This window comes from Cyanobacteria bacterium FACHB-DQ100 (assembly GCA_014695195.1).
GTDB lineage: Bacteria > Cyanobacteriota > Cyanobacteriia > Leptolyngbyales > Leptolyngbyaceae > Leptolyngbya.
In genome coordinates, this window is sequence record JACJNW010000011.1 from 176,910 (window position 1) to 200,254 (window position 23,345).

General features: G+C 47.9%; 26 protein-coding genes. 14 read left to right on the top strand and 12 right to left on the bottom strand.

What is annotated here, in order from left to right; genetic code table 11:
- The first annotated feature begins 5 nt into the window (after nucleotides 1-5).
- A complete protein-coding gene (gene gloB / locus H6F51_02725; protein ID MBD1821429.1) occupies nucleotides 6-776 on the top strand; it encodes a hydroxyacylglutathione hydrolase in 771 nt (256 codons plus the stop codon).
- A gap of 1 nt (nucleotide 777) precedes the next feature.
- Complete coding sequence (locus H6F51_02730; protein MBD1821430.1) at nucleotides 778-1,227, top strand: protein tyrosine phosphatase family protein; 450 nt, start codon at nucleotides 778-780, stop codon at nucleotides 1,225-1,227.
- On the opposite strand, the gene ribE is transcribed toward H6F51_02730, so the two are convergent.
- Complete coding sequence (gene ribE, locus H6F51_02735; protein MBD1821431.1) at nucleotides 1,224-1,886, bottom strand: riboflavin synthase; 663 nt, start codon at nucleotides 1,884-1,886, stop codon at nucleotides 1,224-1,226. The genes H6F51_02730 and ribE overlap by 4 nt on opposite strands.
- A 384-nt stretch (nucleotides 1,887-2,270) precedes the next feature.
- Between ribE and H6F51_02740 the strand changes: the two genes are divergently transcribed.
- Together H6F51_02740 and H6F51_02745 are read left to right on the top strand one after the other, a co-directional pair.
- Complete coding sequence (locus tag H6F51_02740; protein ID MBD1821432.1) at nucleotides 2,271-2,777, top strand: bifunctional nuclease family protein; 507 nt, start codon at nucleotides 2,271-2,273, stop codon at nucleotides 2,775-2,777.
- A gap of 11 nt (nucleotides 2,778-2,788) precedes the next feature.
- Entirely contained in the window at nucleotides 2,789-3,889 is a 1,101-nt protein-coding gene (locus tag H6F51_02745) for an aldo/keto reductase (protein MBD1821433.1), read from the top strand.
- A 127-nt stretch (nucleotides 3,890-4,016) separates the two neighbouring features.
- On the opposite strand, the gene apcB is transcribed toward H6F51_02745, so the two are convergent.
- The gene (apcB, locus tag H6F51_02750; GenBank protein MBD1821434.1) at nucleotides 4,017-4,526 is read right to left on the bottom strand and encodes an allophycocyanin subunit beta; all 510 of its coding nucleotides are present in this window, start codon (nucleotides 4,524-4,526) and stop codon (nucleotides 4,017-4,019) included.
- 419 nt (nucleotides 4,527-4,945) lie between these two features.
- Between apcB and glnA the strand changes: the two genes are divergently transcribed.
- The 4 genes from glnA (at nucleotide 4,946) to H6F51_02770 (ending at nucleotide 10,624) form a co-directional block, all read left to right on the top strand.
- Nucleotides 4,946-6,364 carry a type I glutamate--ammonia ligase gene (gene glnA, locus H6F51_02755; protein ID MBD1821435.1) on the top strand — a complete coding sequence of 473 codons (1,419 nt, stop codon included), beginning with the start codon at nucleotides 4,946-4,948 and terminating at the stop codon, nucleotides 6,362-6,364.
- 145 nt (nucleotides 6,365-6,509) lie between these two features.
- Nucleotides 6,510-7,625: a class I SAM-dependent methyltransferase gene (locus H6F51_02760; protein MBD1821436.1), complete on the top strand. Its 1,116-nt coding sequence runs from the start codon at nucleotides 6,510-6,512 to the stop codon at nucleotides 7,623-7,625.
- 719 nt (nucleotides 7,626-8,344) lie between these two features.
- A complete protein-coding gene (locus tag H6F51_02765) occupies nucleotides 8,345-8,503 on the top strand; it encodes a hypothetical protein (protein ID MBD1821437.1) in 159 nt (52 codons plus the stop codon).
- Between the two features lie 132 nt (nucleotides 8,504-8,635).
- Nucleotides 8,636-10,624 (top strand): CHASE2 domain-containing protein, encoded by a 1,989-nt coding sequence (locus tag H6F51_02770; protein ID MBD1821438.1) that lies wholly within the window; start codon nucleotides 8,636-8,638, stop codon nucleotides 10,622-10,624.
- Here H6F51_02770 and H6F51_02775 read toward each other — a convergent pair.
- From H6F51_02775 to H6F51_02800, 6 genes are all read right to left on the bottom strand, one after another.
- Nucleotides 10,621-11,175, bottom strand: a complete 555-nt coding sequence (locus tag H6F51_02775) for an NUDIX hydrolase (GenBank protein MBD1821439.1) — start codon at nucleotides 11,173-11,175, stop codon at nucleotides 10,621-10,623. The two genes, H6F51_02770 and H6F51_02775, sit on opposite strands and share 4 nt — an antisense overlap.
- Nucleotides 11,176-11,187: 12 nt before the next feature.
- A complete protein-coding gene (locus tag H6F51_02780; GenBank protein MBD1821440.1) occupies nucleotides 11,188-12,717 on the bottom strand; it encodes an RluA family pseudouridine synthase in 1,530 nt (509 codons plus the stop codon).
- A 212-nt stretch (nucleotides 12,718-12,929) separates the two neighbouring features.
- Entirely contained in the window at nucleotides 12,930-13,427 is a 498-nt protein-coding gene (locus tag H6F51_02785) for a hypothetical protein (protein MBD1821441.1), read from the bottom strand.
- A gap of 177 nt (nucleotides 13,428-13,604) precedes the next feature.
- Nucleotides 13,605-13,907 (bottom strand): hypothetical protein, encoded by a 303-nt coding sequence (locus H6F51_02790; protein MBD1821442.1) that lies wholly within the window; start codon nucleotides 13,905-13,907, stop codon nucleotides 13,605-13,607.
- On the bottom strand, nucleotides 13,907-14,956 hold the full coding sequence (locus H6F51_02795; GenBank protein ID MBD1821443.1) for an ABC transporter permease: 1,050 nt from the start codon (nucleotides 14,954-14,956) through the stop codon (nucleotides 13,907-13,909). The genes H6F51_02790 and H6F51_02795 overlap by 1 nt, the downstream gene beginning before the upstream one ends.
- A 58-nt stretch (nucleotides 14,957-15,014) precedes the next feature.
- The gene (locus H6F51_02800) at nucleotides 15,015-15,527 is read right to left on the bottom strand and encodes an adenine phosphoribosyltransferase (GenBank protein MBD1821444.1); all 513 of its coding nucleotides are present in this window, start codon (nucleotides 15,525-15,527) and stop codon (nucleotides 15,015-15,017) included.
- 114 nt (nucleotides 15,528-15,641) lie between these two features.
- Between H6F51_02800 and H6F51_02805 the strand changes: the two genes are divergently transcribed.
- Both H6F51_02805 and H6F51_02810 read left to right on the top strand, forming a co-directional pair.
- A complete protein-coding gene (locus tag H6F51_02805; GenBank protein ID MBD1821445.1) occupies nucleotides 15,642-15,995 on the top strand; it encodes a hypothetical protein in 354 nt (117 codons plus the stop codon).
- A gap of 40 nt (nucleotides 15,996-16,035) precedes the next feature.
- Nucleotides 16,036-16,680 (top strand): HAD family phosphatase, encoded by a 645-nt coding sequence (locus H6F51_02810; GenBank protein ID MBD1821446.1) that lies wholly within the window; start codon nucleotides 16,036-16,038, stop codon nucleotides 16,678-16,680.
- Here the strand turns inward: H6F51_02810 and H6F51_02815 are convergent.
- The 3 genes from H6F51_02815 to H6F51_02825 form a co-directional block, all read right to left on the bottom strand.
- Nucleotides 16,646-16,840 carry a hypothetical protein gene (locus tag H6F51_02815; GenBank protein MBD1821447.1) on the bottom strand — a complete coding sequence of 65 codons (195 nt, stop codon included), beginning with the start codon at nucleotides 16,838-16,840 and terminating at the stop codon, nucleotides 16,646-16,648. The two genes, H6F51_02810 and H6F51_02815, sit on opposite strands and share 35 nt — an antisense overlap.
- Nucleotides 16,841-16,975: 135 nt before the next feature.
- Nucleotides 16,976-17,746 (bottom strand): ABC transporter ATP-binding protein, encoded by a 771-nt coding sequence (locus H6F51_02820; GenBank protein ID MBD1821448.1) that lies wholly within the window; start codon nucleotides 17,744-17,746, stop codon nucleotides 16,976-16,978.
- A gap of 2 nt (nucleotides 17,747-17,748) precedes the next feature.
- On the bottom strand, nucleotides 17,749-18,837 hold the full coding sequence (locus H6F51_02825) for a branched-chain amino acid ABC transporter permease (protein ID MBD1821449.1): 1,089 nt from the start codon (nucleotides 18,835-18,837) through the stop codon (nucleotides 17,749-17,751).
- A gap of 167 nt (nucleotides 18,838-19,004) precedes the next feature.
- On the opposite strand from H6F51_02825, the gene H6F51_02830 reads away from it, so the two are divergent.
- The 3 genes from H6F51_02830 (at nucleotide 19,005) to H6F51_02840 (ending at nucleotide 21,221) form a co-directional block, all read left to right on the top strand.
- Nucleotides 19,005-19,223, top strand: a complete 219-nt coding sequence (locus H6F51_02830) for a hypothetical protein (GenBank protein ID MBD1821450.1) — start codon at nucleotides 19,005-19,007, stop codon at nucleotides 19,221-19,223.
- A 14-nt stretch (nucleotides 19,224-19,237) separates the two neighbouring features.
- The gene (locus H6F51_02835; protein MBD1821451.1) at nucleotides 19,238-19,522 is read left to right on the top strand and encodes a cytotoxic translational repressor of toxin-antitoxin stability system; all 285 of its coding nucleotides are present in this window, start codon (nucleotides 19,238-19,240) and stop codon (nucleotides 19,520-19,522) included.
- 115 nt (nucleotides 19,523-19,637) lie between these two features.
- Nucleotides 19,638-21,221, top strand: coding sequence for a glucose-6-phosphate isomerase (locus H6F51_02840; protein MBD1821452.1), 1,584 nt, complete (start codon nucleotides 19,638-19,640; stop codon nucleotides 21,219-21,221).
- On the opposite strand, the gene csaB is transcribed toward H6F51_02840, so the two are convergent.
- Nucleotides 21,201-22,250, bottom strand: coding sequence for a polysaccharide pyruvyl transferase CsaB (gene csaB / locus H6F51_02845; GenBank protein MBD1821453.1), 1,050 nt, complete (start codon nucleotides 22,248-22,250; stop codon nucleotides 21,201-21,203). The two genes, H6F51_02840 and csaB, sit on opposite strands and share 21 nt — an antisense overlap.
- Before the next feature lie 341 nt (nucleotides 22,251-22,591).
- Between csaB and H6F51_02850 the strand changes: the two genes are divergently transcribed.
- Nucleotides 22,592-22,930: a hypothetical protein gene (locus tag H6F51_02850; GenBank protein ID MBD1821454.1), complete on the top strand. Its 339-nt coding sequence runs from the start codon at nucleotides 22,592-22,594 to the stop codon at nucleotides 22,928-22,930.
- Nucleotides 22,931-23,345 lie beyond the last annotated feature (415 nt).

Genomic DNA, 23,345 nt, shown 5'->3' on the forward strand with positions numbered 1-23,345 from the left:
GCCGTATGCAAATTTATCGAATTTCAGCACTCTCTGATAACTATATTTTCCTGTTGTACGATGAAGCGCGTCAGATTGCGGCAGTTGTTGATCCAGCAGAAGCTCGCCCTGTCCTAAAAAAATTAGAAGAACTCAGCGCGACCTTAGTCGCAATTTTCAACACGCATCATCATGGTGATCATGTCGGTGGCAATCGCGAACTGCTCGATCGCTTCCCTGATGCGATCGTTTATGCAGGAGTTCACGATCGCGGACGCATTCCCGGACAGCAAGTGGAATTAAACGCAGGCGATCGGGTCAAGTTTGGCGATCGGACAGGTGAAGTGTTATTTGTTCCCGGACATACACGTGGACATATTGCTTACTATTTTCCCCCAATCGCAGATGAACCAGGAGAATTATTTTGCGGAGATACGTTATTTAGTGCGGGTTGTGGGCGATTGTTTGAAGGAACTCCGGCGCAAATGGTGGATTCGCTGAGCCAGATCCGATCGTTGCCTGACAATACACGGGTTTGGTGCGCTCATGAATACACATTGAGCAATTTGAAATTTGCGGTGACGGTCGATCGGCAAAATTCCGATTTACAAGCAAGATTTGCTCAGGTGCAAGTGGCTCGAAGTCGAAATGAAGCTACAATTCCAACACATCTCGGACTGGAGAAACGTACAAACCCATTTCTACGCTGGGATACGCCTGAGATTCAAAGGGAGATTGGTCGTCGGGATGCGATCGAAACTTTCGCCGCGCTGCGTCAACAGAAGGAGCGATTCTAGAATGGAATCCATTCTAAATTTTGTGCAAATCAACGATCGACTCGCGACCGCAGGACAGCCGACGATCGAGCAATTCGCCGCAATTAAAAACGCAGGCTACAACGTGGTAATCAACCTTGCGCTTCCGACTTCGGACGGCGCAATTCAGAACGAGCGGGAAATTGTGGAATCGCTGGGAATGCAGTATTTCCACGTTCCGGTAATTTGGGAAAACCCGACGATCAACGATTTCAATCAGTTCTCGAATCTCATGCAAACGCACTCTAATCAATCGATCTTTGTGCATTGTGCAATGAATATGCGAGTGTCAGCGTTTGTCTATTTATATCGTCGATCGCACGAAAATATCAGCGAGGAGCAAGCCAAGGCCGATCTAAACAAAATTTGGCAACCGAATTTAACTTGGCAGGCATTTCTTGACCAGTACAAACCGTCAGACAATCAAAATTAAAGATATCCGTGTTCTGCCAAAAATTCCACCGAAATTCGATCAGGCACTTCTGTCTCCGATCGACCCCCGCGCAGAAATTTCTCCACATACTTACCGAGAATATCGCCTTCTAAATTCACCCAATCTCCGGGTTTTAGCTCAGACAAATTCGTTTCAGCATAAGTATGAGGAATCACCGCTACCGTAAACCATGAGCCATCCGCCGCACAGTTTGCCACGGTGAGACTAATGCCATTCACCGAAATGCTTCCTTTCGGAAGAATGTATCGTGCGACCTGTTTGCTTTCCGTCTTAAACCGAACTTCCCAGGAAGTTGCAGTTGGAACCGCCGATTCAAACGCGCCAATACCATCCACATGACCGGTAACAAAATGCCCACCTACCTTGCTTCCAACCCGCAGCGAGGTCTCTAAATTTACCACTTTTGCCCCCCCTGCCGATCGTTCCAATGTGGTGCGGCTCACCGTCTCCGGCGACACATCCGCCACAAATCCATCGCTCAAAATCTCAGCCACGGTTAAACACACGCCATCCACCGCGACACTATCGCCGATCGCTAAATCCTGCAAAATCATGCCGACTCGCGCACCTGAGATCCTGACCTGTTCAGGACTCAAGATCGCCAAATGTCCCACCGTTTGAATCAGTCCTGTAAACACAAATACTATCCTTCTTGCAAAACAATAATAGTTCGGGAGCGATCGTCCCCGTGTGTGATTTTGCTTCTGTGACTAGGATTGCGGAATTGTTGAAATCTGCTCCTTTAGACAGGTTACAGTCTAAAATCACAATACAGTTTCGTGCTGATTTGATTTCCGCCTCAGAAAAATTGATGAAATTGGGAAGTCTTCTTTATTTTGTCAAATTTTGAAGTGGATGATTTAGGATCAAGTTCAAAGACTAGGGCATTGTAAAACGGCATTGCTCGACCCTTATTCCGCTCCCGGATGCGATCGGGTACGTTTCTTGACCTAATGTTTGTTTATTTTGTCTGTTCACTTCTCCACCCTATACTGTGCTTCCGGAGTTCTAGAGGCTACACCATGATTGAAATGAAGGTTGCGGGCATTGCGTTAGACGCGCAGACTCGAAGCCCGATCGTATTGCTCAAAGACGCAACCGATCGACGAGCGCTTCCAATTTACATCGGTCAAGATCAGGCTAAGGCAATTATTAGCGTTCTCGAAGGTCAAGTCCCGCCGCGACCCCTGACCCACGATCTGATCGTGAACTTCCTGGAAGCTTGGCAAATGACCGTGGAAAAAGTAATTATCCATTCCCTACAGGATAATACCTTTTATGCGGTGCTAATTGTGGCGCAGGGAGAAGCACGGCGCGAGGTTGATTCGCGTCCGAGTGATGCGATCGCAATTGCTCTCCGCACGAATAGCCCCATCTGGGTGATGGAAGAAGTCGTGGCGGATGCGTCGATTCCAGTCGATCGCGATGCAGACGAAGCAGAACGACGCGCCTTCCGGGAGTTTTTGTCAAATCTTAGCCCGGATGAACTGATCCAGCGCGGACGGTTTAGCAGTGGGGAAGCCCAGTAAACATTCCGCTCATGCAGTATCGCCGCTTCGGTCAGACGAATTTGTTTTATTCGATGTTTTCGCTGGGGACGATGCGCTGTTTGTCGTCTCCCCAGGTGATGGAACAAACGGTTCAACGAGCGATCGAGTTTGGGATTAATCACATTGAGACGGCGCGGGGATACGGCAAAAGCGAGGAATTTTTGGGAATGGCGTTGCAGGCTGTCTCGCGTGACTCTCTTTTTCTAACGACAAAGCTTCCACCCAGTTTAGATGCCGCACAAACAGATCGCCTGATCGATGAATCTCTAGATCGGCTTCAGGTCAGTTCGATCGATAGCATTGCGATTCACGGCTTAAATACCTGGGAACATCTCGACTGGGTTAAAGCTGAGGCGGGCTGCATGAAAGCGATTCAAGCGGCGATCGCAGATGGGCGAGTGCGGCATATTGGCTTTTCGACCCATGGCTCGCTCGATTTGATTTTGGCAACGATCGAAACCAGTTTATTTGAGTTCGTCAATTTGCATTATTCGTTTTTCTTTCAGCGAAATGCTCCTGCGATCGAGCTTGCTCATCAGAAAGATATGGGCGTTTTCATTATTTCGCCTGCGGATAAAGCTGGAATGCTACACACGCCGCCACAAACATTAATCGATCTCTGTGCGCCATTCTCACCGCTTGAGTTGAATTATCGATTTTTATTGAGCGATTCTCGAATTACCACTCTGAGTGTAGGAGCCGCGAAGCCTGAAGAATTAGATTTGCCGGACTTAGAGAAAGATTTGAGCATCGAGGAAGCAATCGATCGCCTGCAAGCGAGAACAGCGATCGACCCCAATCAGTGCAGCCAGTGTTATCAGTGTTTACCTTGTCCCGAATCGATCCATATTCCTGAAGTGCTGCGCTTGCGAAATCTAGCAACAGCCTATGATATGACCGGTTTTGGTGAGTACCGCTATCGAATGTTTGAGAATGCGGGGCACTGGTTTCCGGGAAACAAAGCAAATCGCTGTACGGATTGCGGCGATTGTTTACCGAGATGTCCGGAAGAGTTAGACATTCCGAAATTATTACGGGAGACGCACGATCGCTTAAATGGCAACCCTGGGCGGCGATTGTGGCAGGATTAGACTGCAGAGAGCGACAAACCGTGACATTGTGCAAGGCTGAGGTTTGTATAGAAGAGCCTGAAGCCTCAATTTGTCCATAAAAAACGGGCAGAGAACAACACTCTGCCCATTGACAAAAATAGAAGTCTTACAGATCCTTTTCGCCCAATTCCCGCGCCATATAGTCAAAGGGTTGATCCAGGAAGCGAGTATCTGCAATACCGGCTGCGGCAGCTTTCGATTTCACAATGTCCTTCATGATTTGAATACCGCGCACGGTCGGGCCACAAGGAACGCCTAACGAGTTGTAGGTCTCGCGCAATCCTTCTAAAACCCGCTCATCTAAAACATCCGTGTCGCCTGCAACCAGCGCATAAGTGGCATAGCGCAAGTAGTAGTCCATATCGCGCAGGCAAGCGGCATAGCGACGAGTCGTGTAAGCGTTTCCGCCCGGACGAATCAGTTCTGGATTTTCTTCAAACAACTGCGAGCCAGCTTGGCGCACAATTTCTGCGGCATCTGCATTAATCGTCGCAGCCGCTTGAACGCGAGCCATTCCGGTATCAAAATAAGTTTTCAGGCTGTCGATCGCATTGCGATCCAAATAACGCCCTGTAATGTCGTAGTTTCTAATCAGGCTTGTCACTGCGTCCCGCATGAAAGTCTTCTCCCAAAAATTGGCTCAATTTGAGTTTTGCCGAATTTCCCCGCTTTACAGCAAGCTTCGGGGATTCGTAAAAGATGTAAGCTCAGTTTACCACGCAGGCTTGAGCCTCCATGTTGAACCGTACCTTGGAGCTTGTCGCCAGATGAGATGATTGTTACAATTTTTAATTCTTGTAGAAGCGATCGCCAAGCCAGAATTCCTACTAGCCGTGCGCTTTGAGCCTTAATCAATACTTAATTCTGTAGAACGTAAATGATTTTGTATCTTATGATACAAAACTGCGTTAAACCTGTTCCTACCATGATTCAGGACAGATTGCGGTGAGCGGACGGCATCCCTCTAAATGTCGATTCCTGATCCGATTCAATGCTCAGCGTAGAGCAAGTTACGCGATTTACTAGGAGTATTTCATGGCAACCCCACAAGAGATCTTGGCGAAGATCAATGACGAGAACATTGAGTTGATTGATCTCAAATTCATCGATACGCCAGGGATTTGGCAACACCTCACCCTGCACAGAAGCCAAATTGACGAAAGCAGCTTCACCGACGGCGTTCCGTTTGATGGATCGAGTATTCGGGGTTGGAAATCGATCAACGAGTCAGATATGTCGATGGTTCCTGATCCGGATACGGCATGGATCGATCCGTTTATGGAACACAAAACGCTGAGCATGATTTGCTCGATTCAAGAGCCGCGTACCGGACAGCCCTACAGCCGCGACCCGCGATCGATTGCCCAAAAAGCGATCGATTATCTGCAATCGACCGGACTGGGTGACACCGCTTTCTTTGGTCCTGAAGCAGAATTCTTCATTTTCGACGATGTTCGCTACGACCAAAACCAGCACGAAGGCTACTATCACGTCGATAGCGCTGAAGGGATTTGGAACTCTGGTCGCCAAGAACCCGGCGGAAACTTAGGATATAAGCCCCGCAACAAAGAAGGCTACTTCCCCGTGGCTCCGACCGATACTTCGCAAGATATGCGATCGGAAATGCTGTTGACGATGGCGAAGTGCGGCGTGCCGATCGAAAAGCATCACCATGAAGTGGCAACGGGCGGACAGTGCGAACTCGGCTTCCGTTTCGGAACACTGATTCAAGCCGCAGACTGGCTGATGACCTACAAGTATGTGATCAAGAATGTCGCTCGCAAATACGGCAAGTCTGTCACCTTCATGCCGAAGCCTGTATTTGGCGATAACGGTTCGGGAATGCACTGTCACCAGTCGATCTGGAACAACGGTCAACCGACTTTTGCAGGCGATGGCTACGCAGGGTTGAGCCAAACTGCACTGTGGTACATCGGGGGTATCCTCAAGCACGCGCCGTCGCTGTTGGCATTCACCAACCCGACCACGAACTCCTACAAGCGCTTGGTTCCTGGCTTTGAAGCTCCGGTGAACTTGGCATACTCGCAAGGCAACCGCTCCGCATCGGTACGGATTCCGCTCTCTGGCACCAACCCGAAAGCAAAACGCCTAGAGTTCCGCTGCCCGGATGCGACCTCGAATCCCTACCTGGCATTTGCGGCAATGCTCTGTGCGGGTATCGACGGCATCAAGAACCAAATCGATCCGGGTTCACCGCTGGATGTAGATATCTACGAACTCAGCCCCGAAGAATTGGCAAAAGTGCCCTCAACTCCAGGATCGCTTGCTGAAGCGCTGAAGAGTTTGGAGACCGATCACGAGTATTTGACCACAAGTGGAGTCTTTACCGAAGACTTCATCGAAAGCTGGATCAGCTACAAGCTCGATCGCGAAGTGATTCCGATGAGCATTCGTCCGCATCCGTATGAGTTCATGCTCTACTACGACTGCTAAAGCGTTCTGATTTTGCATGAAAAAAGCGATCGAGCTAAGTGGCTTGATCGCTTTTTTCATGCAAAATCGTTCGCTCAAAGACGATTCTCACCGATTAGAATTCGTTACACTTATTCATAGTCGTAGATTGCTGCTTAATATCACCATGCCCGATACACTCACCAAGCTGGCATATCAAACTTTTCAGCAAGGCAAAAGCTACTTTGGTTTAGCGCATAAAGCTCTTAGCACTCAATTGCTTAACATCGTTGCGCCTGCTCCAGCCGAAACCAAGCCGAATCCAAAACCGCTCTCGTTTGAACTGATTCACACCATCCAAAAGCGCATGGATGCCATTCTTGAAACCGACTGGCAAGATGCCGAAAAAGGAGTTTATCCTGCAAGTCTCTTGTTCGATAATCCCTGGGACGATTTCTTCCGCTACTATCCTGCCGTTTGGCTGGATCTACCGGAAATGTGGCAGCGCGTGAATCAAAAGCGCCACCAAGACTTTGATCCTGGAGTCGAGACTCAAGGATTACCCAGCTACTATGTGCAAAATTTTCATCATCAAACCAATGGTTATCTGAGTGACGAGTCGGCGAACCTGTATGATTTGCAGGTTGAACTTTTGTTCAACGGAACTGCTGATCCAATGCGCCGTCGAATCCTCGCGCCCCTTAAAGACGGCTTGAGCGCATTTAGCGATGTGCTACCACATCAAATCAAAATTCTAGATGTCGCCTGCGGGACTGGACGCACTCTGAGAAACATTCGAGGAATGTTGCCGAAAGCTTCGCTGTATGGCGTGGATCTATCCGCTGCCTATTTGAGAAAAGCAAATCAATTACTGTCTCAAGTGCCCGGAACGCTGCCGCAATTAGTGCAAGGCAATGCAGAAGAGCTGCCTTACCTGGATAACTACTTCCACGCGGTGACGAGCGTATTTCTATTCCACGAACTGCCTCCCGCAGCTCGTCAAAATGTGATCAACGAAGCCTTTCGCGTGGTGAAACCGGGTGGAACTTTTATCATCTGTGACTCAATTCAGATGGCTGACTCACCGGACTTGTCGATCGCAATGGAAAACTTCCCGGAAATCTTTCATGAACCGTATTACCGCCATTACACGACTGATGATCTGACCAAGCGGTTGACTGATGCTGGCTTTACAGGAGTGTCTGAGCAGGTTCACTTTATGAGTAAGTATCTGATTGCAAAAAAGCCGAGCGCAGTTCGTCCAGAACCTGAAAGCGCTGCGGTTGGTATTGCGATCGGTTAGGTATCAAATAGTCATTTGAGTTTTGCCCTTCTTTCGGATTGAAAGAAGGGCTTTTTGTGATTCATCGGTTGGTAAATCTATGCGAGCTGGAGAAAAAAGTAGATTAACTCATCTCTTGAGTTTACAGATTTTGAAACCACTTGTTGAATGCTCAGAGTTCAAAAACCTTCAGATTAGTTTGTAAATCTTATTAAGTAAGTCAAATTTTAAACAGCAGGAAGGCAGTTTGACAAAGCTGCCTTCGACTGTGATCCATAATTAAAATGGCAAAGCGTTTCCTAAAAAATACGCAGATCGTTCTTGAGACTGAAGCCTTTGCAATCTAAGTAAGGCTTGCCTTCCAATCCTAATGTTTACAACGGCAAACGCACTTCATCTAATCTGCACAATTGAGCGAAGCAGCCTTGTCAAATCTTGCTTAAATTATGCGTAAGTTTGCTGAGAGTCAGAGCGAGATGAATGTAGTATTTTAATTGCGACGGTCAACTTCAGCAAATTGGCGGGTTGACAAACTGGCTAATTTTGACAGGTCAAGTTGAGCAATTCTACTTAAGCAAAATTCTTATCAACGTGCTTAAAAATTGACTCCCCAAGCCCGCTCTACTGAAGTCCTGTTATGCAGTGTTCATGGTCTTTCCCTGTAATTCGTTGCTGTTCAATCAGCGATCGAGTGCGTGGAAGATCTCCGATTCATCAGCGTCCATCTACTAATCACAACCATGTCTCTCAATCAAATCTCTCGTAACTTCTGTAGTCTCAGTATAGTGATGGGGTTGTTCCTCAGCCTGGTATTCATCTCACCCGTTTGCGCTCAGATTGAGCCACCGCCCGGCTCAGGAACGCCGAGCGGGACAGCCGGGGGTGGTTCACGATCGTAGCCAGTTCAACTTTGTAATGGACAACTTTATCAACCCTGCCCTACAGTCGTTACAGGATTGTAATCACCACACCTCAAGGTTAAGAAGCAGTTGAAACGAGTGCGGCAATGGGTAGGGGTTGGGCTGAGCGCAATGACTGTCGTAACAGCAGTGGTTGCGCTCCAGCTCGCAGGCGGATTTCAGCCACTCGAACTCATGACGCTCGACTATTGGTTTCGCCTCCGTCCTCCTGAAGCCGCCGATTCACGCATTGTGGTGGTGACGATCGACGAATCTGACTTTAATGAGATCGGGCGATATCCGATTCCAGACCAGCAGCTTGCGGATGTATTAAGCAAAATTAAGCAGCAAAAGCCGCGTGTGATTGGGATAGATATCTATCGCAATCTGCCGATCGAGCCAGGACATAAGGCTCTGCGGCAAGTCTACGCAACGACTCCCAATCTCATCGGCGTAGAGAAAACTTTGAGCGGCGCAAATCTGCCCTCGGTTGATCCGCCTCCAATTCTGAGAGATCGGGGGCAGATTGCCGCAAGCGATTTGGTGATTGATTTCGATGGGAAAGTCCGCCGGAACTTATTATCTCTACGGGTTAATCCGATTTGGGGTAAGCAGGAGCGAACGATCGAAACGTTGGGGACGCGGCTGGGTTTAGAGTATCTCAAACGAGAAGGGGTTAAGCCAGTTCAGCGAGGGAACGGGTTTGAATTGGGTAAAACTCGTTTGGAGCCGCTACAGCCAAATTCAGGCGGCTATGTTCGCGGAGATACGGGTGGCTTTCAAGTTTTATCGAATTTTCGTAATTTGCAGGGGCAGTTCACGTCTGTCAGTTTTACCGATGTGTTAAACGATCGAGTGCCTGCACAGTTAATGCGCGACCGAATTGTTCTATTGGGTTCGATTGCAGAAAGCCTGAACGATCGCTTTTTCACGCCTTATTCTAGCGCCGCAAAGCTGACTGCGGCAGGCGTTGAAATCCATGCGGACTTTGCCAGCCAATTGATCAGTGCAGCTTTGGACAACAGACCGATTTTGCGGAGTGTATCAGACTGGGTTGAGGCAATCTGGCTGCTGCTGTGGTTGGGTGTAGGGACGGTGTTGGGGGCACAACTGCGATCGGTGCGGCGAATGATCACCTACATGATCGGCATTGTTCTGGCGGGAGTGCTTTCGGTGTATGGGCTATTTTTGGGAGGATGGTGGATTCCGATCGTCACCCCGCTTGTAGGATTCGGCGCTATTGTGGTGGCAACGCGGGGGTATCTCATGTGGGAGTCACTGGCGCGATCGCACGATACTTTACAGGATTATGCACGCACACTTGAGCAGAAAGTGCAAGAGCGTACCCAAGCATTAACAGAGCAAAATGTTGAATTGATGCGGGCAAAACAGGAGGCGGAAGCTGCCGATCGTGCAAAAACCGCGTTTCTAGCGAATGTGAATCATGAATTAAGGACTCCTTTGTCGATTATTTTGAGCAGTAGTGAGTTGATGAGTTACGACAAGGCACTGACTCCAAAACAGAAAGAGCGCTTAGGTTTAATTAATCAGAGTGTGGAACATTTGCTGGATCTAATTAATGGAGTGTTGGAGTTAGCCAAACTTGAAGCAAAAGCCGAAACGGTTGAGATTGAGGAGATAGCACTAAAACCATTGCTGTACAGCTTAATAGAAATGTTTGAGTCGCAAGCGATCGAGAAGTGTTTAAGTTTATCGATCTCCTGTACGAATGATGTTCCAGATTGGATTGAAACAGATGAGCGAAAAATACGACAAGTGCTGATTAATTTGCTGACGAACGCACTGAAGTTTACTAATGAAGGAAGCATTGCTTTGCGAGTATTTCCTGTGAAATCTTCTCTACTGCGGTTTGAGGTAGAAGACACCGGAATTGGCATTGCAGATTATGAGATTCAAACCTTGTTTAAACCGTTTACGCAAACAGAGTCAGGGCGTAAATCCGGTAAGGGAACAGGATTAGGCCTGTCGATCAGTCAGCAGTTGCTGCAACTTCTTGGTACAAGGCTTCAGGTTCGGAGTATGCCGAATGTTGGGACGCTGTTTTGGTTTGAGTTACCGATCGCGCCGACGATCGCTTCTGAAGCCGATTTGATTTATTAAATCTGAATCATCGACTTGCGGATCATGCGCTCAATACCTGGATCAAGTTGGAGCGCGTTGAGTTGATCGAGTGAAAACCATTCTGCTCGAACTGCATCTGTAGCAGGCTGCAAGGGTTGAGAATTGGTGAGGCAAAGATAACGAAAATCAAAGTGTAAATGGCTCGGATATTTTTTGGTGTCTGGAATCCGATGGACATCGAGGTCGAGTAGGCAGGTTTGAGCACGATCGAGCGTAATTCCAAGTTCTTCCTGGGCTTCTCTGAGCGAAACGGTGAGCAGATCGGGTTCTTCGGGTTCTGCGTGTCCGCCAGGTTGTAACCAATGATCGAGGGTTTTGTGATAAATCAGCGCAAATTGCTGCGTGTCTTTTGCAATTACCCAGGCGCTTCCGGTGGCATGTCCGGGTTCAAAGCAGAATGAGTCTGTAGGAGCGCTACTCTGACGGAAATGATCGAGAATTGCAATTTTGTGGGCGGCTTCGGTGGAGTCGATCGGGGTATGGGCTTCGACTGCGGTAAGGATGGCTTGAATTGAGTCGGGTTGCATCATTAGAAGGGGGTTTTAGAAAGGGGTTGTAGCGTGTAGGGCGATCGTTTTGCCTAAGATCGGGTGTGTAAATTGTAAGTCGCGGGCGTGTAGGTGGAGGCGATCGGATGGAGTTGTGCCGTAAAGGCGATCGCCGACGATCGCGGCTCCTAATCCTTCAGCGGCATGAACTCGTAATTGATGCGTTCTTCCGGTAATGGGGTGAAATTCAAGCCGGGTCGTTTCTTGCACGTCTAATACTTGGAAGTTTGTGGTGCAAGGTTTTCCAAGTTGGTAATCGACTTTTTGCCTGGGTCGATCGTTCGGATCGCTCCAAAGCGGTAAATCAATTCTGCCTTGGTTTTGTATTACCTGTCCCAATAAAACTGCTTCGTAAACTTTGTGTATTTTGCGTTGCTGAAACTGTTGACTCAGCAGTTTATAAGTTTGTGTATCACGAGCAAGAATGATTAAACCAGATGTGTCTTGATCTAATCGATGCACTGGGATTAACGGCTCAGAGAAACGATCGAGTAAACAATTCTGTCCATATCGTCCGCGCACTGAAAGCAATCCAGCAGGTTTATTCACCACCATAAGCCAGTCGTCTTGGTACACGATGTCGATCGATTGGTTGATCGATTGGTCGATCGACTCTAATCCTGAGAGTAAAAATCCCATCATAGGTTGGCATCGCTCCGCACACGCACCGTAAAACTCGCCCTGAATTTTATCTCCAACAGATTCACCCCACCAAAACTCTGCCATTGCTAGCGGCTTGAGCTGATGGGTTGCGGCATAGTGGAGTAGTTTTGGAGCGCAGCATTCTCCGGTTCCAGTCGGCATTGAGGTAAGGAGACTAGAGAGCGATCGTGTTTCTCCCGCAAAATTTGTGACGCGGTAGCTCTCATACATTTGAGACTGAAGCTGTTGTGATAGCTGCTTGCGTTGCTGTTTCAGTTGTCGAATTTGCTCATCGGCTTGATCAATGATTTGCTTTAGGGGATTTAAGATTGCGGTACGATCGCGTTTCAGATTACGTCGCTCAATTCCATCCCGCTTACTTTGCTCATCTAGGTCAGAATTATGGTCAGCATTTTGTCGCTTATCTTGCCGCTCTAGTTTTCGCTGACGGTGTTGTTCAGATAAGTCCTTAAGTTTTCGATCGTATTCTTCAATTAATTGCTGATATTGTTGACGTTCAGGAATCTCGTATTGTTGAATAATTTGTTTCTTCAGCGATTCCAATAGTGTTAATGTAATTGATTCTTGATGCAGAATACGATCGCGCCCCGAAATCGGTGGAACCCAGCTATCGACAACACTTTGTCCATTCAACAACCCCGAAAATGCCTTTAAAGTCTGCTGTTCTCCTTCAGCGGTTTCGGTGAGCAAAACACCATACATCTTACCCTCTTGTGAATACTGCCCGTCAGCGGCAAGTTCTTGCATTAATTGATGCGCGATCGCTTCAATTAATTTCGTGCGCGGTAAGCGGAGAGGCTTGTGCGATCGAGGACAAATTCCCTCATACCAATAAGTTGCCTCGGTGACGTTTCTACCCATTTATCAAACTACGACAAAATATCTATGTCAGAATTGAGGAGTGATTTATCTTTGCAACCAAGCACAAGCTATTACCTGTCTAATTCTTTGTCAATGGTGATCGAACGGCTATCGAGATATTCATCGTTTTCGTTATAACGATCAGCTACGATAAAAGCCCATAAAAAAAGGGGCGATCGCCCCCATTTTGCCTTACTGTAGGTTCGACTAAATTAGTCGTCCATATCCATTGCCTTTGCTGCCTTTTTCGCTTGCTTTTCAGCTTCCTTTGCGGTTTTCTTCGCTTGCTTTTCAGCTTGCTTTTGCGCTTTCTTAGCTTCTTTCGTCAGCTTTTCTGAACCTTCGCCTGCCTTGCCAGTTGCCTTCTCTAAGCCTTGCTCGATTTTCTCCTCGATCGAGTCTGCACTGGTGTTTGAGGGGCGCTTCATGTTGTAGAAGCCAGCCGTTCCTTGCACTTCATTCAGTCCGCCACCCTTTGTACGATCGCGCACTTCTTCTAAAGATTGCAACCCACCTTTGTCGATCGTTTCTCTTGCAGCACCCTCATATTCTTTTGCCGCTTTGGTCGTCGATGCACTGGGTTCATTCGCCATCGGTTTGTCTTTTACAACCGCTTGAGCAGACGCGCTCGGCACAAACGACGAGAACAATAACACCGCACATAAGCAGATGGTTAACACATAACGGAGTCCAGATAACAGAGATTTCATACAAATACCCTCCAAAGGTACAGCAATTTTTCTTAGGATTCTGCAAAAGTGAAATTCAGCAGCATCGCATTAATCTGCCCTTATCTACTCAAAATTCTGCCTTCACGAACATCTGTAACCAGGGAGAGTTTCATTAAACACCAACCCTGCCGAAAGGCGGATGAGCCTACTTGTCTATTATCCCTTTGAGAGAAATTCAATCGTCGGAATCAAAGGATCTTTCACCATGCCAAATCCCTTGTAGCCCCAGCGATCGAGCAAGGGTCTCAGTTGTGACCCGGAGATCAGTTCCGTGACAAAACGATCGCTCATCTCGCCTGCAAATTTATTCAAGTATCCGAGTGCATCATATTGCTCCTGAAACAAAAGAACATATCCATGTTCAGGCGATCGCACCTGGTCATCACTCAACTTGGGGTAAGCCGCGAGATAACTGCCGTCGGTTCTCGATCGAATTAAATAATAGGATTGCGAAAACATTAATTCAGGTCTTCCAGACTAATCCGGGGATCAACTGCCTTTAATAGTAGATCAGCCAGCAAGTTTCCCAGAATTAACATCACGGCTCCCATCATTAGGCTCGACATAATTAAATACAAATCTTGTGCTTGTACCGCTTGTAGAATCAGCCTTCCCAGCCCCGGTAAATTGAAAAAGTTCTCTGTAATAAATGCGCCACCCAGCAGGCTGGCAAATTCAAATCCTAGCAAGGTGATCAACGGGTTGATGGCATTTCTCAACGCATGAACATAAATAACGCGATTCTCTGGAAGCCCTTTCGCACGAGCCGTCTGAACATAATCTTGGCGCAACACATCGAGCAACTGTCCTCGCATAATGCGCTGCAATCCAGCGAAACCCGCGATCGCTAGCGCCAAAGTCGGTAAAACCAGATGCCACGCTACATCAAGAACTTTACCTAACGGAGTTAAGTCGGCAAAATCAATACTGGTTAAGTCTCCCACCGGAAACAGGGGGGAAGTATTCTGCGCGAAAATTAACAGTAACAACGCCGTAATAAAGCTTGGAAATCCCTGTCCGGTGTAGCTCAAAACTTGCAGCACTCGATCGACCCATCTTTGCTGCTTAATCGCCGCCAGCACACCCAGCGGAATCGCCACACCCCAAGTCACAATCAGCGAAGTAATGGCGAGTAACAAGGTCGGCGGCACTCGTTCCCAAAGGAGCGAAACCACCGAGCGGTTGTAAACGAAGCTTGTGCCAAAATCGCCTTTAGTGATAATGTTCCACACCCATAAGAAAAACTGTTCGATCCAGGATTTATCTAAGCCATATTGCCGCCGCAGTTGATCAATTCGCTCTGGCGAAATTTTTGGATTTTCGCGCAAGGTATCGAGATAATCTCCGGGGGCAAGCTGAATAATGAAAAAGCTCAACGCTGCAGCAAGAAAAAGCGTAAATAATGCCTGCAACAATCGCTTGAACACATAGATCGAAGTGTCGCTCGTTAAAAGCTCAACAACTCGATCCAATCCAGATCGAAATCTTCTCGGTGTAGAGGTCGTCATAAGGGATTTTTGCGATCCGTCATAAGGGATTTTTGCGATCGGTTTTGTGATTATAGCGCTAGTATTCGACGAGTGTAATGATGGGAACTTGAGGCAGTCGATCGCGTCCCTTCAGGTCTTTCAGTTCGATCACAAAGGCGCATCCAACCAGTTCGCAGCCAATTTGTTGAATCAATTTTGCGGTCGCGCCTGCGGTGCCACCTGTTGCGATTAAGTCATCGACCATTAGGATTCGGCTTCCAGGGTGTACAGCATCTTGGTGCATTTCCAAGCAATCGGTGCCGTACTCTAAGTCGTATTCGATCGCGTGAACGGCTGCGGGTAGTTTTCCAGGCTTCCGCACCGGAATAAAACCGATATCCATTTTGTAAGCTAATGGCGCACCGAAGATAAATCCTCTTGACTCCATTCCGACAATAAACTCTGGATTGAGATCCGAACATTTCTCGGCAAATAGATCGATCGTGGCTTTGAGTCCGGTGGGATCTTGCAAGAGCGTTGTGATGTCTTTAAACGAAATTCCGGGTTTGGGAAAATCTGGAATTTCGCGAATAAAAGGTTTGAGATCCATAGTGATTTAGGGCAAACAGAACTGAGATATCTCACAAGTTATCATTCAAACTGATCAAGTTGAGATACGCTTGAACATAACGAATCGCGCAGTATCAATGTCTCTCCAGCAACAATGTCTCTTCAGCAACAGATCCAACAACAGCGAATCAAACACATTATTAGTAGCTATCAATTAGATGGCGAAGATCATGAGTTGTGCGATGCTTGCTTGACGGCAATGTTGCAACTGTATCCGACTGGACTAATTGAGTTGGCATTGGTGGAAACAATTGTGCGAAATTGGGCACGGGTTCCAATGGTGCGCGGGATTGATTTTTTTCGTCAAGTTCAAGAATTGCTAGACCAATGGCAGACCGATTCGATTGCCGTTTCATTTGATGCCGCAGAATTTCAACTGGTGACGGGACTCGATGCTAGCCCAATTTTTGGCTCACCCAGTTCTCCGGCTTCGATCGCGCAGCGCTAATCTACGCTACTCTAAGGTGAAGTTTTATCAAGGTAAGGTTGTGCTGGCTGCCATTCTCTACGACTTAGACGGAACGATCGCGGATACTGATCCGGTTCATTTCATCGCTTGGCAAGACTGCCTCAGTGAATTTGGAATCTCGATTAATGAAACGATTTACAAACAGCGAATGAGCGGTCGAACCAATCCACCGATCATCGCAGAATTTTTACCTCAATTGACCCCGCCTGAAAGTGAAGCGCTCGCCGATCGCAAAGAAGCCCGATTTCGAGAATTAGCCACTCAACTGCAACCGATGGCAGGCTTACTGGAGCTAATCGATTGGGCAAAGCAGCATTCTCTCAAGCAAGCGGTGGTGACGAATGCGCCTCGCGAAAACGCTCACTTTATGCTGCAAGTGTTGAAGTTAGATCAGGTGTTCGATCGCTTAATTTTGGCGGACGATCTCGGCATTGGTAAACCCGATCCTGCGCCTTACAGCTATGCGCTGAAAGAGTTTGGCTTAGAGGCGCATCAGGCACTCGCCTTTGAGGATTCACCATCAGGAGTGCGATCGGCAGTTGCAGCAGGAATTCCAACGATCGGCATTACCTCCACTCAAATGCCGGAAACCTTAAACGGACTAGGCGTGAAATTTGCGATCGCTGATTTTACTGCTCCTGAGCTTTGGGCGCTGCTGAAGTAGCGTTATAGGGAATTCCCCAGCTATCTGCGATCGTTTCCATCCAGTCAAGGTCAGGCGAAATTTCTTCTAGGCTGACAAACGCATCCAACATTCCTCCAACTTCGTCGGCTGCTTGCGCTTTCGGAGTCGTTTCTGAATCACGAAAAGATGAAGGCTGCATGATGACTGTCCTCAATGGGGCTTGAATTCTTTACAGAAACTTTTTAAAGATAAAGTCTCCATCGGTAAGGGTACTGAGCAAATCCCGCTTGCGTCAACCTTCTAAGCTGTGATTTCACGTGGGTCGATCGCCGCCCTATTGACCTAAATACGCTTCTAACACTTTGGCATTCGATTGAATTTCAGTGGGGCTACCTTCTGCGAGATTGGTTCCTTCTGCTAAAACCCAGACGCGATCGCACAACGACATAATCACGTCCATGTTGTGTTCAATAATCAAAAAAGTGAGTCCTTGGCTGTTCCAATACTGAATGTATTCACAGATTTGATTGATCAACGTAGGATTGACACCGGCTGCGGGTTCATCGAGTAAAACGAGCTTTGGACGAGTCATCAAAGCGCGGGCAATCTCTAACAGTTTGCGCTGACCGCCGGAGAGTGCGCCCGCGTAATCGTTTGCTTTTGCTGCGAGTCCGACCGATTGTAGAATTTCCACTGCTCGATCGCGGTTCTCCCGTTCCTCCTGTCGAATGCGGTTCGAGAACAACCAAGTATTAATAAAATTCTCTCCGGTCTGCTTTTGAGCCGCTAACAGCATATTGTCCATGACCGACAAGCGCGATAGCACTCGTGCGACCTGAAAAGTGCGAATCATGCCGCGTTGAGCGATCTCGTGGGGTTGGAGCGATTCGATCGCTTCTCCATCAAATAACACTTTGCCCTGATCAGGTGGAATAAAGTTTGACAACAGATTGAATAGCGTCGTTTTCCCGGCTCCGTTAGGCCCGATCAATCCCGTAATGCTGCCCGGAAGCACTTCGATCGCAGCATTATTCACGGCTTTGATGCCACCAAAACTCTTCATCAGTCCCGTGGCGGCGAGAACGGCGGTGTTTGAAGTCTGCATCGTTATTTCCCCAGCGTCAGTTCGTCTTTATTGCCTAAAATGCCTTGTGGTCTAAACAGCATTAACACCATCAAAATCAGTCCGATCAACATAATTCGCAGTGCACCGATTTGGTCTGCACCGAGCGGCAGGATGCGCTCTAAGTCGCGGGTAAATGCCGTATAAGCCCAATAGATTCCTGCACCTAAGAGTGTTCCAGCGTTATTACCTGCACCGCCGAGAATCATAATAATCCAGGCTTGGAAGGTAACGATCGGTTCAAAGTTTGTGGGATACACGGTGCTAAGTTGCCATGCGAAGAATGCACCTGCAATTCCGGCAATAAATCCGCCTAGCATCAAGGATTGCAGTTTGTAGAGAAAGACATTCTTACCGAGCGCTTTCGCCACTTGTTCATCTTCTCGAATCGCTTTCAGAACACGCCCCCACGGGGAATGAACTAATCGCTCTAACGCCCAATACACCAGCGCTACGGCGAGCAGAGAGAGAAACAATAAGCCGTTGCGGGCTTGATTGCTCGAATAGTCATAAAGCGCGATCGCGCTGACCAGCGCCAATCGCAGAGTTAGAAAAATCAACACCCCTGAAGCGATCGTCCCCAATGTTCGCCGCTTTTTAACACGCACGATCAACTGCTGCGCTAATTTCCACGCGACAAATCCAAAGATGGGCAGCACGATCGCGATCATGCCAATGCGCGTCCCGATCGTGGGACGAAACTCTCCCAATGGAAGCGGAAAACTCTGAACTCCAAAGGCTCCCTTAGTGAGCCAGTCTTCATTGAGCGCCACGAGTCGGACTAATTCGGAAACCCCGATCGTCACGATCGAGAGATAATCCTCGCGCAGTCGCAGCGTCGAAAATCCCATCAGCAACCCCAAAAACGCTGCCAAAAATCCTCCAATCAGCACCGCAATTAAAATCGGAGTTCCTGAAAGTGTTAACAGGGACGTTGTATAGGCTCCGATCGTCATAAATGCCACATGACCGAAATTAATCAATCCGGTGTAGCCCCATTGCAGATTTAGCCCCAAGCTAAAGATTCCGTAAATCGCAACAGACACAATCAGAAACACCAAATAACCGATCAAGCCGGGATCGAATGAGAAGAGATAATCCAGCATAGGGATGAGATGTGCGCTTTTGTAATGAAATCGTATCCTAAGCGGGGACACAATCTGTGGCAATTCCTGCCAGAAGGCGATCTGACTCATCGGCATGGGCACCCTCAACAGAGATAAGCTGTTGCCGCCGGAACATGAATCTCTACCGCAGTCGCGCCCATCATCTCATCGATCGTCTGTCCGACGAGGAGCTAGAACAGCTTTGGGCAGTGCTTGAGACTGCTTATTATGACCTTTATATGCTGAAAGCGATCGAGGAAGCCCAACGCGCTCACAAACCTGGCGATACCCTCACCCGCGAAGAAGCGATGCACCTGTTGCCTATCCTGCAACCCTCGCCCCGCACATTATGAGCAGAATTAGAACAATGCCCGTTGGTGCGATGTTGCTGCCAGCTCGCTTAGAGGTTCAATACGATCGCACTTTTCTCATCGACCTTAAAAGCCTGGAGTCCGCGGCGATGCAACGGATGTATCGGTTTGTGTTTGAAGACTTCTTTCAGATCAACCAACTCAAAGATTTACCCGAATTTCAAGCGTTAGAAGATAGCGAAATTCTATATCGGTTCACGATCGATCATTGTCTGATTAGCATCGAAGTCACTGGACAGATTATTAAATTTCTACGAATATTACCAGAACCGACGATTTAGAAGCGGGTAAAGTTGATTTCGCCAGAACAAATTCCTTAAATCTTCCCTACTCCCTACTCCCCCGCTCCCCCACCGCTTATAAACTAGCATCAGAGCTACACAATAGAGGCGACGTATGACTGCTTCAACACTTTGGCAACGATATCAAGACTGGCTGTATTATCACGACGGACTATCCCTGTATTTGGATGTCAGTCGAATGCGATTTGACGATCGCTTTGTCGAATCGATGCTGCCGAAATTTGAACAAGCGTTTGCCCAGATGAAAGACCTCGAAGCAGGCGCGATCGCAAATCCCGACGAAAACCGCATGGTCGGTCATTACTGGCTGAGAGACCCGAATCTCGCGCCAAACGATGAGCTGAAAGCCGATATTATTGAAACGATCAAGGCGATTGAAAATTTTGCGCGTGATGTGCATTCGGGTGCAATCCATCCACCGAGCGCTGAGAAATTTACGGATGTTTTGTCGATCGGGATTGGCGGTTCTGCATTAGGCCCGCAATTCGTTGCGGAGGCATTGGGTGGAGGGTCTGCTTTAGCGATTCATTTCATCGACAACACTGATCCGGCCGGGATCGATCGCACGTTAGCAAAATTGGGCGATCGCTTAAACACAACGTTAGTGATTGTGATTTCTAAATCGGGCAGTACACCAGAGCCGCGCAATGGAATGCTGGAAGTTCAGAATACTTTCAAGCAGAAAGGATTGGATTTTAGCAAGAACGCGATCGCCATTACAGGTAGAGGCAGTGAACTCGATCGTTTAGCCAAATCACAGGGCTGGTTGACGACTTTCCCAATGCACGATTGGGTGGGCGGTCGGACTTCGGAACTGTCAGCAGTGGGGTTAGTTCCGGCTGCACTGCAAGGAATTCCCATTCAACAAATGCTGGAAGGAGCGCGAGAAATGGACATTGCAACTCGCGTTCCCAACTTGAAAACGAATCCTGCGGCGTTGCTTGCTCTGAGTTGGTACTATTCTGGCAACGGCAAAGGCGAAAAAGATATGGTCGTTCTGCCGTACAAAGATAGCTTGCTGTTGTTTAGCCGGTATCTGCAACAGCTAGTCATGGAATCGCTCGGTAAGGAAAAAGATCTTGATGGAAACACTGTGTATCAAGGGATTGCGGTTTACGGTAACAAAGGCAGTACCGACCAACACGCTTATGTGCAGCAATTACGCGAAGGTGTGCCGAATTTCTTTCTAACGTTCATTGAAGTGTTGCACGATCGCGCTAAATCCTCGATCGAAGTTGAACCGGGTGTGACCTCCGGTGATTATCTCTCTGGTTTGCTTCAAGGTACTCGCAAAGCGTTGTACGAAAACGATCGCGATTCTATTACCGTAACGATTCCCGAAGTGACTCCCCTTCACATTGGTGCTCTGATTGCGTTATACGATCGTGCTGTTGGTTTCTATGGATTTCTAGTCAATGTGAATGCGTATCACCAACCTGGAGTAGAAGCAGGTAAAAAAGCTGCTGCTGCCATTCTCGATCTACAGCGCAAAGTGACCGAAGTCTTGCAGCAAGAAAAAACGCCGATCCCATTACAAACTCTGGCGATTAACGTCGGAAAGCCCGATGAAGTAGAATCGATTTACAAAATTGTGCGGCACTTAGCAGCGAACGATCGCGGCGTGAAGCTCCACGGTGATTTATCCAAACCGGGAAGCTTAACGGTGAGCGCGTTCTAACGCTTGCTCTAGCACCATTTGATGAAACAGAGCGCGATCGACTAATCCATAAATCTGATCGTCTGAGAGCGCGTCTCCGTTCGCATACAACTCGATCCACATCCGACTCAACTCATTCGCATCTGTAGGTAAATCCGCGATCGCGCATCCCGGCATTTCCAGATCGCTCATGAGTTGAGTTACTTTCGGATCGTAGCTCAACCCAAAACAGCGACAGCCTTCCGCCGCCGCCATGATCAATCCGTGAAGCCGCATTGCGATCGTCATTTCCACACCCCGGAACACGCCTTTTAATTCCTGCGGATGCTGAATTTGCAGAATGTGACTGACTTCGGGTAGCTGTTCGTAGAGCGATTGCGCGATCGCAAAATCTTGACTGGCTTGGAATGGCAGTAACAGTAAGCAAGTTTGTGTGGCTTTCTGAAAGTCAATCAATGCACGAGTGAAAACGGCTAAGCGTTCCGGAGTGAGATGCCGATGCGATCGCAAATTCACCGCAACTCTGGGCGCAGGTAGATTCCATAAGCCTGTCACGGGTGTCGATTCCATCGCCCAAACCGGATCAGGTGCCAGCGTAAACGGAATTTGCCATTCGTGTAATAGCGCCGCAGAAGCCCGATCGCGCACACTCACCCCGGTACAGTGCTTAAAGGTCGATCGCGTTAACTGCTTCACCCACGATCGCTTGAGCGGCCCGATTCCTTGTGCCCATGCGATCGTTTTCAATCCCATGATTTGCGCCAACCGCATCAGTCCACCGTAATAAATCGGATTCATTGCACTGGTCGCATCCTGCATCAAACTACCCCCACCCCAGATAAACGCATCGGAGCGGCGTAAGGCACTCAGCACCGCAGGGAAAGATTTACGATCGACCGCCTCCACTCGATAGCGATCGCGAGTTTGGGCAGGATCACCGGACAGCACGATCGGTTCGACATCATCCGGCAACAATTGCAGCAACGAAGCTAATAACGCCTCATCGCCTCCGTTTCCCATGCCATAGTAGCCACACAGAACTGCACGCATAAGCGATGCTCGGAACTTCTAGAATTGAACAGGTGACATTAACTCTACTATGACGGCTCTCTCTAGACTCAAGATTGTGCGCCAAAATTAAAATAAGGTAAGATACTGGGTTTCGATCGCTGCTCAATCTGGATTTCCTCAAAAACGATTGCCTGAGAAAATAGGCGACAGCAGCAGACCAAGCTCAGTAGGGCAATGATTTAATGTCGTCTCTCTTTTGATGCTTGCCTAAAGTCGATTCAGAAAAACTTGCAGAAAGGCAGTGAGCGTAGTCATTATCCAGCGCTGAAAGAATTACTGAATGATTCAGACAAGGCGAAGAATTAGTAGCCCTGCATCTAATGAAATCAAAGAAGCTCAACAAACTCATCGCAAAACTAATCACAAAAATGAGCGGTGATGGAGAGAATACTGTTACCAAAGTGACCTACAAATCTACAGAACAGCAAGTTTATATTAACCGCGATCGCTATTTTGAAGGCATCTCATCCCAAATCTGGAAATTCAAAATTGGCGGCTATCAAGTGTTAGATAAATGGCTAAAAGACCGCAAAAAAGCGAAACGAACTTTATCTTTTGATGATGTACTGCACTATCAAAACATTGTCGTTGCCCTCAAAGAAACGATGCAATTGATGGAAGAAATCGATCAACTCATTCCAGGATTTCCGATCGAGTAGACATCGCCGCAGCCTTACAGCAGTTAGTAAACTAAGGTAATACATTGCTTTTTGGAGTTCTCATGATGAACACAAAACGAGTTGCTGACATGACGATCGACGATCTCAAAGCATTTGTAACACAGGTAGTGGAAGAGAAATTGCAGCCAGCACCGAGAGATCCATGATCGCTGCAAGAAATTCTAGAATCGATTGATCGTCATATGTGGACTCCTCCGCCTGGGTCAAAATCTACCCTTGAGCTACTGTGCGAGGATCGCGATTGATGACAACATGCTATGTCGTGGACACTAGTATCGTGGTTCAACGCTTTATTGTCGATCGCTTTACTCCACAAGTCAAAATTCTTTTCTCTCAACTACAAATAGAGGTTGCTCTTGTTATTCCAGAGTTCTGCCTACTTGAATGTACAAAT